The organism is Pedococcus soli (assembly GCF_054782575.1).
Genome location: NZ_BAAGSF010000005.1, coordinates 59,169 through 73,812, shown reverse-complemented (window position 1 = coordinate 73,812; position 14,644 = coordinate 59,169). Strand labels below are relative to the sequence as shown.

The window sequence follows — 14,644 nt, the reverse complement described above, 5'->3', positions numbered from 1 at the left end:
CGCACGATTCGCAGGAGGTCAGCCGACGCGGACGATCGCCGCGGTGCGCGGCGGCAGGTGGACCGACTGCTCCTTGAGCTTGGTCTGGCCGGGCTCCCACGCCAGCACGACCCCGGTGGGTGCCGCGTCGAGCGGCACCGTCCAGCGCGAGCCGGCCAGGTTGACCACGGTGCGCAAGGAGCCACGGCGCATCACGAGCCACTGGCCACGCTCGTCGAAGTCCACCTCGACGAGGTCGAGCCGCCCGTCGCTGAGCGCGAACTCCTTGCGCCGCAACGCGATCAGGTCCCGGTACCACGCGAGCATGCGCGCGTGCGGTGCGAGGCGGACCTCGTCCCACCGCAGCTGGGACCGGCGGTAGGTGGCCTCGTCCTGCGGGTCCGGGACGTCGTGCGCCGCCCAGCCGTGTGACTCGAACTCCCGGCGACGCCCCTCCGTGACGGCCTGCGCCATCTCCGGCTCCTCGAAGTCGGTGAAGAACTGGAACGGTGTCGTGGCTGCCCACTCCTCGCCCATGAACACCATCGGCGTGAAGGCCGACGTGAGGTAGAGCGCGGCGCCGATCGCCTGCTGCGAGGGACTGACCAACGCCGAGATGCGTTCTCCGACAGCGCGGTTGCCCACCTGGTCATGGGTCTGGAGGTAGGCGACGAAGCGCCGCGCGTCGACCTTCTCGCGATCCACCTCGGCACCCCAGTCGTGCCCGCGGAAGCTGGACCAGGTGCCGTCGTGGAGGAACCCACGAGTCAGCGTCTTCGCCAGGACGGCGAGCGGCCCACCGTCCGGGAGTGCGCGGCTGTGCCCGGCGAAGTCGGCGTAGTAGCCCTGGGTCTCCCCCGTGAGCGTGACGTGGAGGGCGTGGTGGACGTCGTCGTCCCACTGGGCGTCCATGCCGCGGCCACCGGCACCGGTCGGCGTCACCATCATCGCGTCGTTGAGGTCGCTCTCGGCGACCAGGTGCAGGGGCCGTCCGAGGGTGCGACCGAGCTCGGCCACCTCGTCGGCCAGCTGGGCCAGGAGGTGCGTCGGGGAGTCGTCACGCAGCTCGTGGACGGCGTCGAGGCGCAGCGCGTCGACGTGGAAGTCGGCGAACCACCGCAAGGCGTTGTCCAACATCCAGCGGCGCACGGCCTCGCTGTCCGGACCGTCGAGGTTGAACCCTGCCCCCCACGGCGTCGGGTGCGCGTCGGAGAAGTAGGGCCCGAACCGGGACAGGTAGTTCCCAACCGGCCCGAGGTGGTTGTAGACGACGTCGAGGCAGACGCCGAGCCCGAGCCGGTGGCACTCGTCGACGAAACGCTGCAGCGCCGCCGGGCCGCCGTAGACGTCCTCGACGGCCCACGGGCCCACCCCGTCGTAGCCCCAGTTCCAGCGGCCGGGCCACGCGGCGAGCGGCATGAGCTCGACGACGTCGACACCGAGCTCCACCAGGTGCGGCAGCCGCGCCTGGGCGGCGTCGAGCGTTCCCTTCTCGGTGAAGGTCCCCACGTGCAGCTCGTACACGACCGCACCCAGGACACCGAGCCCCTGTTGCGGACCGGCCCAGGTGGCGTCGTGCCACAGGTGCTGGGAGGCGTCGAACCACCGGCTCGTCCCGTGGACTCCGTGCGGCTGGTGCGCCGACCGGGGGTCAGGCGTCAGGTCACCGCCGTCCACGCGGAAGCCGTAGTCCAGGGCCGGGTACGGCGCGATACCGGGGTCACCGCCGGCGGTCACCACACCCGTGGTCGGGCCGTCGGCAGGAACCACGTCTGCGGGGAGCTCCCAGGCCCACCAGCCCCCGTCCTGCCGCACCAGTGGTGCGGTCGCGGCAGGGCGGTCGCCGAGGGTGAACTCGACGTCGACGCGTTCGGCGACCGGCGCCCAGACGGTGACGGTGTGTGCGGAGCTCATGCGTGGTCCAAGGTTTGGGGCTCAGGCGATCTCATCGCGTCCCAGCGTGCCATGACGGACGAGCAGGGCGACGGGGAGGTCGGTCAGCAGACGTGCCAGCCGGACGCCGGGACGGCCCTCGAGCGAGACGACGGCCCGGCCGGTGAACAGGTCGTGCCACTCCCCCTCCGGCAGGGCGAGGTGGGCCTCGCCCCAGCCACCCGACGCGGCGAGCTTGTCGCTGAACCGGGTCACGACGGCGACGACCTGCAGGCCGCTCTCGTCGCCGCGACCGACCGCGAGCGCGTGGTCGCTGGTCGTCGCCACGCGCTCGTACGTCGCGTGGTGACCGGTGAACCACTGCGCGTGGTGGTGCCGCAGCCGCAGGGCGCGGGAGGTGACGAGCAGCTTCTCGTCGTCGAGGTCCGCCGGTTCCCCGCCCTTGTCGAGGCGGGCCAGCCGGGTGCGGCGCTGCCCGTAGTCGACGGGTCGGCGGTTGTCCGGGTCGACGAGCGACAGGTCGACCAGCTCGGTCCCCTGGTAGACGTCGGGGACGCCGGGGACGACGAGCTGCAGGAGCTTCTGGCCGAGGATGTTGGACCGGGACGCGGCTGCCGCGCGGTCGACCCAGGCCTGGCAGTGCGACACGAGCGCGGGTTGCCCCAGCAGGGCCGCGACGTACCGCTGCACGTCGGCCTCGTACGCGTCGTCCTGGTCGGTCCACGTGGTGTGCTGCTTGGCCTCGCGAATCGCCTTGGTGGCATAGGCCTGGAGGCGCTCGACGCTGATCGGCCAGGCACCCACCGCGGTCTGCAGGAGGAAGTACTCCGTCGCCGGGTCGAGCTTCTTGCCGCGGTGGTCCTTGGCCAGTCGGCGCGCGGTCCCGACCCACGCCTTCCACTCGGCCGAGAGCTCGGACACCACGGCCAGCCGGGCCCGGACGTCCTCGGACCGCTTCGTGTCGTGGGTCGACAGGGTCGTCATCGTCGTCGGCCAGGAGGCCAGCTGGCGCGAGGCGAACTCGTGCAGCTCCTCGGGGGCGATGCCGACGAGGCCCGGGTCACCGCCGACCTCGTTGAGGGAGGTGAGCCGGGAGTAGCGGTAGAACGTGGTGTCCTCGATCCCCTTGGCCATCACCGGCCCGCAGGTCTGCTGGAAGCGCACCACGAACTCGCGCTGCGCCGACTCGGTGTCGGCGTGCGCCTCGGGGAGGCGGCCACCGCGGGCCAGCTGGGCGATCGTGCTCAGGCTGAGCTGGTCGGGCCCGGCGATCACGGCCATGGCGCGCGACTCGGCGGCGTTGAGGACGGCGGCCTGGCTCGGGTCGGCCTCGCTGCCGCCGACGTACGCGCGGTAGCGGTCCATGGCGACGAGTAGCTCACCCAGTGCGCGCTTCAGCGAGGCCTGGTCGTGCCACGGCAGCACCTGCTCGACCAGCCGCATCAACCGGTTGACCTCCGCGGCCTGCACCTCACGCACGACCTGCCGCTTGGCGTCGACGACCATGGCGTCGAGGTCCTCCTGGTGCCCGACGACCTGGTTCAGCAGGTCGGTGAGCGGTCCCTTGCCCGCGGGGTCGACGAAGACGCCGCCGACCCGGAGCAGGGTGTCGTACCCCGTCGTCCCGGCACAGCGCCAGGTGTCGGGGAGCTCCTCGTGCCCCTCGAGGATCTTCTCCGCCACCACCCACGCGTCGTCCGTGGCCTCGGCCAGCCGGTCGAGGTAGCCACCGGGGTCGGCGAGGCCGTCCGGGTGGTCGATCCGGAACCCGTCGACGAACCCGGACCGGTAGAAGTACAGGAGCAGCCGGTGGGTGGCGTCGAAGACCTCGGGGTCCTCGACCCGCACGGCGGCCAGGGTCGTCACGTCGAAGAAGCGGCGGTAGTTGAGCCGCTGCGCGCCTTCGCGCCAGTCGCACAGCAGGTACCACTGCGCCTCGACGAGCTCGGCCACCGGGAGGTGCTCGGTTCCCGGGCGGACCGGGAACTCGTGGTCGAAGTACCGCAGCACCGCCTCGTCGCCGCGCGGACCGCCGTCCCGGTGGACCGCCAGCTCGCCGGCCGACAGGGCCGAGGAGAGGGGCCCACCGAGGACCGGCACCAGGACCCGGTCGTCCTCGGCCGCCCAGTCCACGTCGAACCAGTGCGCGTACTCCGAGTTGCGCCCCTCGCGCAGCAGCGACCACCACTGGCGGTTGAGGTGCGCAGGGGTGGGCGTCGTCATGTGGTTCGGGACCACGTCGACGATCACGCCGAGGCCGTAGAGCGACAGGGTGCGCGACAGCCTGGCCAGCTCGGTGCCGCCCCCCGCCTCCTCGTTGATGAGGTCGTGGCTGACGACGTCGTAGCCGTGCGTCGAACCGGGCGCCGGCTGCAGGACCGGCGACAGGTAGGCGTGCGACACCCCGAGGGCGTCGAGGTAGCTCGCCTGCTCCGCCGCGTTGTCGAAGGTGAACCCGCCGTGGACCTGCAGGCGGTACGTCGCGGTGGGCACCACTCGCCCCTCCGCCGGCCGGTGCGGTGGCGTCCCGCGCTGCATACCCGTCTCCTGCATCGTCATCGAACGGTCACTGTGGTCGTCGTCGGTCGGTCCTCGACACCCCTGACGGGGAGATCATCGCCGGGCGACGGCCGCTCCTGCGGGAGATCCGGAGGGAAGCGCACGAGGACACCGCAGGACCACGACGCTACGCCCTTCGGCCTTGACCTTGGCGTCCGGCTTGTACTCCTTTGCCTGGACCTCCTGGGCCGACGTGTCGAGCTCGGTGACCCAGCGGTCGCCGTACTCCTTGCCGGGCAGGACGAACGGGAGCACGTCGTGGTGGCCGTTGAAGATCACCAGGAAGTGGTCGTCCAGCGTCTGCTGTCCGCGCGTGTCCGGCTCGGGGATCGTCTGCCCGTTGAGGAAGACCATCATCGAGCGGGCGTAGCCGTTGGCCCAGGACTCCTCGTCCATGTGGTTGCCACCGGGCTCGAACCACGCGATGTCGCCCACCGCGCTCTCGCCACCGTGGTCGGCCGAACCCGCGAAGAAGCGGCGACGACGGAACACCGGGTGGTCGTGACGCAGCTCGACGAGCTTCTGGGTGAAGGCGATGAGGTCGAGCTGGTCCTGGTCGAGGCTCCAGTCGATCCACGAGATCTCGTTGTCCTGGCAGTAGCCGTTGTTGTTGCCACCCTGGCTGCGGCCGAGCTCGTCGCCGTGCAGCAGCATCGGGACGCCCTGGGAGAGCAGGAGGGTGGCCAGCATGTTGCGCTGCTGGCGCAGGCGCAGGGCGTTGACCTTCTTGTCCTTGGTCGGGCCCTCGACGCCACAGTTCCAGGAGCGGTTGTGGCTCTCGCCGTCGTTGCCGTCCTCGCCGTTGGCGTCGTTGTGCTTGTCGTTGTAGGACACCAGGTCCCGCAGCGTGAAGCCGTCGTGCGCGGTGACGAAGTTGATCGACGCGATCGGCTTGCGGCCGCTGTGCTCGTAGAGGTCGCTCGAGCCGGTGAGCCGGGACGCGAACTCGCCGAGCGTCGCGCTCTCGCCACGCCAGAAGTCGCGCACGGTGTCGCGGTACTTGCCGTTCCACTCGGTCCACAGGGGCGGGAAGTTGCCGACCTGGTAGCCGCCGTCGCCGACGTCCCAGGGCTCGGCGATGAGCTTGACCTGGCTGACCACCGGGTCCTGCTGCACGAGGTCGAAGAAGGCCGACAGCTTGTCGACCTCGTGGAACTGGCGCGCCAGCGTGGCCGCGAGGTCGAACCGGAACCCGTCGACGTGCATCTCGGTCACCCAGTAGCGCAGCGAGTCCATGATGAGCTGGAGCACGTGCGGGTGGCGCATCAGCAGGCTGTTGCCGGTGCCCGTGGTGTCGTAGTAGTGAGCCTTGTCCTCGTCGACGAGGCGGTAGTAGGCCGCGTTGTCGATGCCTCGGAAGCAGATCGTCGGGCCGAGCTGGTTGCCCTCGGCGGTGTGGTTGTAGACCACGTCGAGGATGACCTCGATGTCGGCCTCGTGGAGGGCCTTGACCATCCCCTTGAACTCGGCCACCTGCTCGCCACGCGTGCCGTAGGCCGCGTAGCCGTTGTGCGGGGCGAGGAACCCGATCGTGTTGTAGCCCCAGTAGTTCGACAGGCCCTTGTCACGCAGGGTGAAGTCGTTCACGAACTGGTGGACCGGCATGAGCTCGATCGCCGTGATCCCCAGCTGCTTGAGGTGGTCGATGATCACCGGGTGGGCGATGCCGGCATACGTGCCGCGGATCTCCTCCGGGACGTCGGGGTGGGTCTCCGTCAGGCCCTTGACGTGCGCTTCGTAGATGACGCTGTTGTGGTACTCGTGGCGCGGCAGGCGGTCCTGGCCCCAGTCGAAGAACGGGTTGATGACGACCGAGAGCATCGTGTGGCCGAGGCTGTCGTCGGTGTTGATCTTGTCCGGCTCGTCGCTGGGGTCGTCGAAGCGGTACGAGAAGAGGGACTCGTCGCCGTCGGGCTGGCCGTCGATGGCCTTGGCGTACGGGTCGAGGAGCAGCTTGGCGGGGTTGCAGCGGTGGCCCTGGGCCGGGTCGTACGGGCCGTGGACGCGGTAGCCGTAGCGCTGGCCGGGCTGCACGCCGGGGATGTAGCCGTGCCACACGAAGCCATCGACCTCGGGCAGCGGGTACTTCGTCTCGACGCCCTGGTCGTCCACGAGGCAGAGCTCGATGTTCTCGGCGACCTCGGAGAACAGGGCGAAGTTCACACCGGTTCCGTCGTAGGTCGCGCCGAGCGGGTAGGCCTTGCCGGGCCAGATCTCCATGAATCGCCTTCGTGTTCTTGTCGTGTCCCGGGCCACGAGGTGGTCGGGGACAGGATCTGCTGGTGAGGGCGGCATTGGCCTCGCGTGGAGCCCATTGTGCCGGAGGTGGGGGTCACGCGCTGACGAGCAGCGACGCCGTGCCGCCGTGACCGGCCGCGGACCGACCCTCGGACGGCCGTCGCGACCGGCCGCGGACCACGGTAAGCGCTCGCTCAGTAGAGTGCAGGGCGTAGCACGACCCCACCCGACCCGTCCCACCCCTTGGAGGACCTCCATGACCACCCAGCGCGTCGCGATCGTCACCGGAGCAGCCCGCGGCATCGGTGCCGCCACCGCCAAGCGGCTGGCGGCCGAGGGGCACGCCGTCGGGGTGCTCGACCTCGACGAGGGGTCCTGCGCCGAGACCGTCGCCGCGATCACGGGTGCCGGCGGCCGCGCCGTCGCCGTGGGCGTCGACGTCGCGAAGGCCGACCAGGTCGAGGCAGCGGTGCAGCGGGTGGCCGACGAGCTGGGTGCGCCGACGATCCTGGTCAACAACGCCGGGATCACGCGCGACAACCTGCTGTTCAAGATGACCGAGCAGGACTGGGACTCGGTCATGGACGTGCACCTGCGGGGCTCGTTTCTCATGACCCGCGCCGTCCAGAAGCACATGACCGAGGCGAAGTACGGCCGCATCGTCAACCTCTCCTCGACGTCCGCCCAGGGCAACCGTGGCCAGGTCAACTACTCGGCGGCGAAGGCGGGCCTGCAGGGCTTCACCAAGACCCTGGCCATCGAGCTCGGGAAGTTCGGTGTCACGGCGAACGCCGTGGCGCCCGGTTTCATCCAGACCGAGATGACCAAGATGACCGCCGAGCGCATCGGGGTCTCCTTCGAGGACTTCATCGCCCACTCGGCCAAGGAGATCCCCGTGGCACGCGTCGGCCAGCCGGAGGACATCGCCGCGACCATCGCGTTCCTCACGTCCGAGGAGGCCGGCTTCGTCTCCGGCCAGGTCATCTATGTCGCCGGCGGACCACAGGACTGATGCCGCCGACCGAGTTCGTCGACACCCCCCGCCCCGCTCGGACGATCACCTGCGACGGCAGCCTGGTGCGGCCGATGGCTGCCGAGGCGTGGAAGGCCACCTTCCCGCCCGCCAACATCGCCCTCCGGTATGCCGTGACGGCCGTGCTCGGCGTGGTGGTCTGGTTGTCGACGCACTCGGCGTTCCTCACGGCCGCGATCGCCGTCCTCGCGCCGACGGTGGTGCTGCTCGTGTCCCGCCTGCGCCTGCACCAGTCGATCCGGGCGGTCGTGGGGGCGGGCCGGGTGCTCACCTCCGGCTACGACGCGCAGGGGCGGTTCGTCGTCGACCGGGCGACCGGTTCGCTGGACTTCGCCGCAGGGGCGGTCAGGGCCGTCACGCGCGTCGGAGAGGTCACGGTGGTCCGATCCCGGTCCCGCCAGCCGGCGTTCGTCACCGCCTCGGAGCTGCTGACGGCCGACGACGCGGACTTCCTCACCTCGACGTCCGCGAATGGTGACCTGGTCGAAGGCTTCCGGGCCGCTCACCCCGAGGTCACGTCGCCGCTGCTGGTCACCCCGGCTGTGCAGCAGGCCACCGTGCGCCTCATGCGTCGCGCGCTGGTCCGTCACCCGTTCCTCCAGGTGGCCGTGGCCGCCTCCGTGCTCACCGTCGCCATCTCCGACCACCGCCTGCTGGCCGCCGCGGTCGTGGCCACCCTCGGGCTCGCCGTGGTGGTCATCCTCGAGTTCGGGCTCGTCCGCACCGGGACGAAAGCGCTGTTCTCCGAGGGAACGGTCGTCGGCGCCGCGCTCCTCGACGACGGCCTGGTGCTGCACGTCCCGGGTTATCCGTCCCACCTCGGCACCGACGAGCTGCGCACCGTGCGCGCCGACGACGACGGGGTCGTGATCCGCACGCGTCGCCAACGCGTCCACCTCCTGCCGCTCGGCACCCTGGACGCCGACGGCACCGCCCGCCTGCTCGGGCTCGTCGCGCGCTGACGCCGCACTGCCCCGTCCCCTCAAGGGCGACCTGAGCCCGTTCCTGCACGAATCGCCCCCACCCACCCGGATCGAGGGCGATCCGTGCACGAAGCGGCACGACTCGTCCGAACGTCCACGAGCCGCGCCAACCACCCGTCGGCCTCCTGTCCTCGCACCTACACTCCGTGGCCGTGGGGGACGAACGACAGACCGAGCCCGTGGCAGCCGACTGGGCGGGCGTGCTGCCCACGACGGCTGCTCTGCCGAGGCCCCCGGTCGAGGTGTCCTGCGACGAGGCCCTGGTCCGTCGGGCGACGCGCTCCGCGGTCGTGCTCACCGTGGTGGGGCCGCGCAGCCTGTGGGCCGTCGTGGTCGCCGTCGTCGCGAGCGCCTGCGTCCTGGCCCAGTTCGACGCGATCCCGTGGTGGGTCTTCGGTGTCGTCACGGCGGGGTAATACGCCCTCCAGGTCGTGGCCACCTCGGCGCGGCTCACGCGCGCGTTCCGCCAGATGCTCCCCCTCGGGACGACCGTGCGGTCCTGGTATGCCGCTCCGGAGGTGCTCGTCATGGAGACCGGCAACGGGCGCACGGAGTTCCGGGCCGGATGCCTGGCCTCGGCGCGCCGACGCGGCTCCGTCCTGCAGCTGCGGCTGCGCCGCAACCGGCGCCGGGGCTTCGTGCTCGGCGCCATGCTGACCGACGCCGACCTCGGGTTCCTCCTCACCCCGCCGTCCCCCGGCCACCACCCCCTTCCCGCCATGAACGGAGCCGACCTTCCCATCGTGGTCGTCGTGACCGCCCCCGTGCGGCAGGCCATCCGACGAGCGGTCCTCGTCTTCCGGTGGCGCCGACCCAGCGTCGTGGTCCTCCTCGCCCTCTCCGCCCTCCTGCTCGCTGCCGCGGTCCTGCTGGACCCTGCCTATGCCGCCGCGCCCGCCTTCATCCTCGGTATGCTCGTTCTGAGCACGGTGGTGACCCTGAGAGGGATCCAGCGGACCTACCCGCCCGGACTGGTCATCCAGGCAGCGATCACCGACGGCGGCCTGCGGTTGCGCACCGGCGACGACCTGGAGGACACCTTCGTGCTGAGGTCTGCCCGTCGGTGCGTGGTCGGTCGGCGGGTCGTCCGCATCGACCGGCAGCAGGGTCAGCCCTCGATCTTCCTGCCGCGCGACCTGTTTCCCCCGGCGGAGCTGGCCCGGTTGCAGCGCGCCATCGGCGCCTGAAGCCCGCAGCTCAGGGCCCTGCCTCTCCTGGCGGTATTCGCGCGAATTGGGAGACAGTCCGGTGCCCGGATGGCACAGTTCGTCCCGGTATCTCTGGGAGGAGCTGGTGGGGATGGGTTCTGCACTCTCGAAGCGCACGGCGGTGGTCGCGGTCCTGGCTGCGCTGGCCGGCACCCTGGCGCTGCCTGCCTCCGGCGCGACTCCGCAGATGGTGCCGTCGCTGACGGCCCCCTTCCAGTCGGCGGCGATCGGCAACACGTTCCGGGGGACGGTGTTCGCGTCGAGCACGGAGTACACCGAGCCGGTGAGGCTCGACCTCGTCAGCGACAACGGGGACACGGTGTGGACCCGCACCCTCCCGCCCGCGGCCCCCTCCGACGGCACCAGCCAGCCCCGCAACTTCTCGGTGTGCGGCGACTCCATCACCTCGACGCACTACACGCAGGACCCGGCCACGGGGCGCTCCTCCGCGACGGTCGACTGGTGGTCGGTCACCAGCACCGCCCACGGCACGGCCGACGTCGGCGAGGTGCAGGTCGTCTCAGCGGCAGCCGGGGGATGGATCACCTCCTCCACGACCACCACGGACTCCGCCACCAGCACGACGCTGAGGTTCCACGGCCGCAACGGTCTGACCCGGTTCCTGGCGACCGTCCCGGGGCGCCTCACGGGCTCCACTGCCTGCGGCGGCGCCTCACTCATCGTGGCGACCCACGACTGGGCCAAGGACACCCGACTGGTGCAGGTCCCCCTCGACGGGACCGCTCCGGTCACGGTGGACCAGCGCCCGGCGACGGCTGACGCTTGGGAGGACCTCACCCCGTTGGGTGTCTCGGGCAACCTGCTCGCCTGGACCCGCATGGCCACGGACTCCAACTTCACGCAGTCCCCTCGCGAGGTGTTTCGATCCTCGCCCCAGGGACCTGTACGCGTCGCCGTCGCTCCTGACGCCCAGACCCCCATCGAGGGTGGGGCGATCGGGCCGCTCGGTGTGCTCGTCTGCTGGCCCAAGGCCGACCGGTCCCAAGGATGCGATGCGGTCCTCTACCCCGAGACCGGCGCACCCGTGCACGTCGAGACGCCGCAGACGGGCTCCTTCTGGGCGAGGGAGAACGGTTTCGTCGCTGCGTGCAGCGGCACCTACGGCGGCTGCGTCGGGCTGCACACCATCATCTTCCCCGGACCCACGGTGCGCCAGGTGTGGACGCCGCGCCAGCCGATCAGCATTCAGCGGTGGTCGGGCAAGAACCGGTACGGCACGTCCGCGGACATCATCATGAACAACTACGGACCGCTGACGAGCAGCAACGGGATCCTGGCCTCGGGCGAGTCCTTCCCCGACGTCCTGGGTGCCGGGGCCGCCGCCGGGCGCTTCCAGATCCCCCTCTTCCTCACCTCCCGCGACCGCCTCCCCACGGAGATGATCCAGCCCCTGACCGTGATGAAGCGCTACCGGCTCTACGTCGTCGGCGGACCGGGCGCCGTCTCGGAGGCGGTCGTCACCGAGGCGAAGAAGTATGCCGTGCAGGTCGTCCGCATCAGTGGGACCGACCGGTACTCGACCGCGGCCGCGCTGAGCGCGGCGTTCAACCCGCAGGGCAACGCCACCGCCTACGTCGTGTCGGGCGAGAACTACCCGGACGGGCTCGTGGCTGCGCCGCCCGCGGCCAAGGACTACGCCCCCGTCCTGCTCACGGCCCGTGCGAAGCTGCCGAGGAGCACGCGCGACGAGCTGGTCCGGCTCAAGCCGAGCCACATCGTCATCGTCGGTGGCACCGGTGCCGTGTCCACCGCCGTGCAGGCCCAGCTGGCAGCCCTCGTGGGACCGTCCGGGTCGGTGGAGCGGCTGTCGGGCTCCGACCGCTACGCGACCGCCGTGACGGTGAGCCGGAGCCGGTGGCCCGACGGGGCGAGTGCGGCCCTCGCCTCCGGTGCGAACTTCCCCGACGCCCTCTCGCTCGGCCCGTCGACCCAAGGCTACGAGCCCCTGCTCCTCACCGGACCCACCCGGCTGCCGGACCCGACCCGGCGTGAGCTGCAACGGCTGCGCCCGTCGGGGGTGACCATCGCCGGCGGCACCTCGGTCGTCGGTACCTCGGTCGAGCGAGAGATCCGCGACCTGCCCGACCTGCCCTGAACCGCTCTGGCTGACGCCCCCGGCGGGGCGTCAGCGGGCCATGACGACGAGGCGTCCGGTGGTCCGACCGGCGCCGAGGCTGGTCAGGGCGGCCGGCGCGTCCCCGAACGCGACCCGCTCGGAGACGACCGGCCTGATCTGGCCGGCATCGGCCATCGCGGTCAGCGCCGCGTGCGCCTCCCGCGCCACGGCGGGGTCCCGCTGGAGGTACAGCCCCCAGTGCAGGCCCAGGATCGAGTAGTTCTTGACCAGCGCGTGGCCGAGCGCGGGCGTGGGGATGGTGCCACTGGTGAAACCCACCACCACGATGCGTCCCTCGAACGCGACCACCTTGGTCGAGGCGTCGTAGGACGCCCCACCGACGGGGTCGAACACCACGTCCGCTCCGGAGCGACCGAGCGCGTCCTTCAGCCCCGCGACCAGGTCGCCGGCGGTCCGGTCGACGACGACGTCCGCACCAGCCTCGCGGGCCACCGCAGCCTTCGCCTCGCCGCCGACGACCGCGACGACGCGCGCCCCGAGGGCCTTCCCGACCTGGACGGCGGCGCTGCCCACTCCTCCGGCTGCGGCATGGACGAGCAGCGTCTCGCCCCGGCGCAGGCCGGCCCGCCGGACGAGCCCCACGTATGCCGTCTGGTAGCCGATGGTGAGGCAGCTCGCCGCCGCGTCGTCGAGGGAGGACGGTGCTGCGAAGGTGCCACCGAGTGGCAGGAGGGCCTCCTGCGCGAGGCCGCCGTGCGGCATCGCGGTCGTGCCGACGATCCGGTCGCCCACCGACACGTGCGGGTCGGTCGTGACACCACCGTCACCGGGGCCGACCTCCAGCACCTCACCGCAGACCTCGACCCCCGGCACGAACGGCAGCTCCGGCCGGACCTGGTAGTGGCCGCGCGCCATCAGCACGTCGGGGAAGTTCAGCGCCGTCGCCAGCACCCTGACGCGGACGTGCCCGGCCGGCACCTGCGGGGTGGGCACCTCTGCGAGGGCGAGGACGTCAGCGGGCTCGCCCAGCGCGGTGACCTGCCATGCGTGCACGCGGTTCTCCTGAGGTCGGACGGGGTGGAGCGAAGGTCAGTCGGTGCCCATGGTGACGGCCGGCAGCGCACCGGCCATCCGCCGCATACCGGCTAGCCAGCGATCGGGATCGCTCGCGCGGCGGGCGTACATCGTGGCCACCTCGGGGTGCGGCAGGACGAGGAAGCGCTCCTCCTCCATCGCAGTGAAGAGGTCGCGCGCCACGTCGTCCGGGTCGACGGCGTCCGGCTCCATGAGGGCCCGCCCAGCGGTGCCGGAGTTCCACAGCATGTCCGTGCGGACGCCCTGGGGACACACTGCATGGACGCGGATTCCCTTGTCGCCGTAGGTCATCGACAGCCACTCGGCAAACGCGTATGCCGCGTGCTTGGTGACGGCATAGGGCGCAGCTCCGGGGATGGAGAGCAGGCCGGCGGCCGAGACGGTCGCGACGAACGTGCCACTCCCCCGCTCCAGCCACCCGGGCACGAGCAGCTTGGCGGCGCGCACGTGCGCCATCACGTTGACGTTCCACGAGACGTCCCACGCCTTCTGGGCCACCGCCTCGGTCCCTCCACGGGCGACGCCCGCGTTCGCGCAGTAGACGTCGATCTCGCCGAGGTGCTGACGGGCCGACTGGACGAGCGCCGCCACGCCGTCCTCGCTGGAGGCGTCGCCGGCGACCGCGAAGGCGTTGTCCCCCAACGACTCCGCCACGGCGGTGGCGGCCCCGGCGTCGAGGTCGTTGACGACGACCCGCGCACCGGCAGCGACGAACGCCTTCGCGTACGCGGCCCCGATCCCCCGACCGGCGCCCGTGACGACGACGCCCCGGCCCGCCAGGTCGAGCGTCACAGGTTGCCGCCGAGGGTGACGCCGCCGTCGACGACGAGCGTCTGCCCCGTCACCCAGCCTGCATCCCTGGACAGCAGGAACGACACGGCTCCCGCGATGTCCTCCGGCAGCCCGAGCCGCTTGAGCGGGTAGGCCGAGGCGACCTTCTCCTCACGACCCTCGTAGAGCGCCTCGGCGAACCTGGTCTTCACGACGGCCGGGGCCACGGCGTTCACGCGGAGGGCCGGTCCGAGCTGGTAGGCCAGCTCCACGGTCAGGTGGATCAGCGCGGCCTTGCTCACGGCGTACCAGCCGATCGAGCCGGTCGCTCCGAGGCCGGCGATGGAGGCGACGTTGACGATCGCACCGGGGTTGCCCTCGCTGCCGAGTCCGGCAGCGACGGCCTTCTGGGTCCAGGAGAACGCCGACAGGACGTTGACCTCCATGATCTTGCGCGCCACGTCGAGCGGGGCGTCGAGCATCGGCCCGTACACGGGGTTGATGCCCGTGTTGTTCACGAGGTAGTCGAGGCCACCGAAGGTCTCGCGGGCGGCTGCGAGGACCTCGTCCTGGTGCGCCTCGTCGGCGGCGTTCCCGGCGATGCCGAGGGCCTTCGCCGGTCCGCCGAGGTGGGCGACCGCCTCGGCGAGGGCCTCGGGCTTGCGGGCCGTGATGACCACGCGGGCACCCTCGGCGACCAGCTTCTCGGCGATGCCGAGGCCGATCCCGCGAGAGGCGCCCGTGACGATCGCGACGGCGTTGTCGTGCGTCGGGTGGGTAGCCATGG

11 protein-coding genes are annotated in these 14,644 nt (G+C 71.4%); 5 read left to right on the top strand and 6 right to left on the bottom strand.

What is annotated here, in order from left to right; translation table 11 throughout:
- Positions 1 to 18: 18 nt before the first annotated feature.
- The 3 genes from treZ to glgX all read right to left on the bottom strand — a co-directional run bounded on the left by treZ (position 19) and on the right by glgX (position 6,651).
- A complete protein-coding gene (treZ, locus tag ACYVKF_RS13465) occupies positions 19 to 1,893 on the bottom strand; it encodes a malto-oligosyltrehalose trehalohydrolase (protein ID WP_460967046.1) in 1,875 nt (624 codons plus the stop codon).
- Between the two features lie 21 nt (positions 1,894 to 1,914).
- On the bottom strand, positions 1,915 to 4,365 hold the full coding sequence (treY, locus tag ACYVKF_RS13460) for a malto-oligosyltrehalose synthase (RefSeq protein WP_460967044.1): 2,451 nt from the start codon (positions 4,363 to 4,365) through the stop codon (positions 1,915 to 1,917).
- Between the two features lie 120 nt (positions 4,366 to 4,485).
- Positions 4,486 to 6,651, bottom strand: a complete 2,166-nt coding sequence (gene glgX, locus ACYVKF_RS13455; protein ID WP_056917786.1) for a glycogen debranching protein GlgX — start codon at positions 6,649 to 6,651, stop codon at positions 4,486 to 4,488.
- Positions 6,652 to 6,925: 274 nt separating this feature from the next.
- Between glgX and fabG the strand changes: the two genes are divergently transcribed.
- The 5 genes from fabG to ACYVKF_RS13430 all read left to right on the top strand — a co-directional run bounded on the left by fabG (position 6,926) and on the right by ACYVKF_RS13430 (position 12,009).
- Positions 6,926 to 7,681, top strand: a complete 756-nt coding sequence (gene fabG / locus ACYVKF_RS13450; RefSeq protein WP_056917787.1) for a 3-oxoacyl-ACP reductase FabG — start codon at positions 6,926 to 6,928, stop codon at positions 7,679 to 7,681.
- Positions 7,681 to 8,664 (top strand): hypothetical protein, encoded by a 984-nt coding sequence (locus ACYVKF_RS13445; protein ID WP_460967042.1) that lies wholly within the window; start codon positions 7,681 to 7,683, stop codon positions 8,662 to 8,664. The genes fabG and ACYVKF_RS13445 overlap by 1 nt, the downstream gene beginning before the upstream one ends.
- A gap of 173 nt (positions 8,665 to 8,837) precedes the next feature.
- Positions 8,838 to 9,101 (top strand): hypothetical protein, encoded by a 264-nt coding sequence (locus tag ACYVKF_RS13440; RefSeq protein WP_460967040.1) that lies wholly within the window; start codon positions 8,838 to 8,840, stop codon positions 9,099 to 9,101.
- Between the two features lie 15 nt (positions 9,102 to 9,116).
- Positions 9,117 to 9,872 (top strand): hypothetical protein, encoded by a 756-nt coding sequence (locus ACYVKF_RS13435; protein ID WP_460967038.1) that lies wholly within the window; start codon positions 9,117 to 9,119, stop codon positions 9,870 to 9,872.
- A 112-nt stretch (positions 9,873 to 9,984) separates the two neighbouring features.
- Positions 9,985 to 12,009 carry a cell wall-binding repeat-containing protein gene (locus ACYVKF_RS13430; RefSeq protein WP_460967036.1) on the top strand — a complete coding sequence of 675 codons (2,025 nt, stop codon included), beginning with the start codon at positions 9,985 to 9,987 and terminating at the stop codon, positions 12,007 to 12,009.
- A 30-nt stretch (positions 12,010 to 12,039) separates the two neighbouring features.
- Here ACYVKF_RS13430 and ACYVKF_RS13425 read toward each other — a convergent pair whose 3' ends face one another.
- Genes ACYVKF_RS13425 through ACYVKF_RS13415 form a run of 3 tightly spaced genes read right to left on the bottom strand, consistent with a single transcriptional unit; the run spans position 12,040 to position 14,642 of the window.
- Positions 12,040 to 13,044, bottom strand: coding sequence for an NADPH:quinone oxidoreductase family protein (locus ACYVKF_RS13425; protein ID WP_460967034.1), 1,005 nt, complete (start codon positions 13,042 to 13,044; stop codon positions 12,040 to 12,042).
- Positions 13,045 to 13,080: 36 nt separating this feature from the next.
- Positions 13,081 to 13,878 carry an SDR family oxidoreductase gene (locus ACYVKF_RS13420; RefSeq protein WP_460967032.1) on the bottom strand — a complete coding sequence of 266 codons (798 nt, stop codon included), beginning with the start codon at positions 13,876 to 13,878 and terminating at the stop codon, positions 13,081 to 13,083.
- A complete protein-coding gene (locus tag ACYVKF_RS13415) occupies positions 13,875 to 14,642 on the bottom strand; it encodes an SDR family oxidoreductase (protein WP_460967030.1) in 768 nt (255 codons plus the stop codon). The genes ACYVKF_RS13420 and ACYVKF_RS13415 overlap by 4 nt, the downstream gene beginning before the upstream one ends.
- Positions 14,643 to 14,644: the final 2 nt, after the last annotated feature.

Excerpts from the sequence above, each read along its gene's own strand:
- ACYVKF_RS13445 (WP_460967042.1), top strand. The coding sequence starts at position 7,681 with ATGCCGCCGACCGAGTTCGTCGACACCCCCCGCCCCGCTCGGACGATC.
- ACYVKF_RS13430 (WP_460967036.1), top strand. The coding sequence starts at position 9,985 with ATGGGTTCTGCACTCTCGAAGCGCACGGCGGTGGTCGCGGTCCTGGCT.
- glgX (WP_056917786.1), bottom strand. The coding sequence starts at position 6,651 with ATGGAGATCTGGCCCGGCAAGGCCTACCCGCTCGGCGCGACCTACGAC.
- fabG (WP_056917787.1), top strand. The coding sequence starts at position 6,926 with ATGACCACCCAGCGCGTCGCGATCGTCACCGGAGCAGCCCGCGGCATC.
- ACYVKF_RS13415 (WP_460967030.1), bottom strand. The coding sequence starts at position 14,642 with ATGGCTACCCACCCGACGCACGACAACGCCGTCGCGATCGTCACGGGC.
- treZ (WP_460967046.1), bottom strand. The coding sequence starts at position 1,893 with ATGAGCTCCGCACACACCGTCACCGTCTGGGCGCCGGTCGCCGAACGC.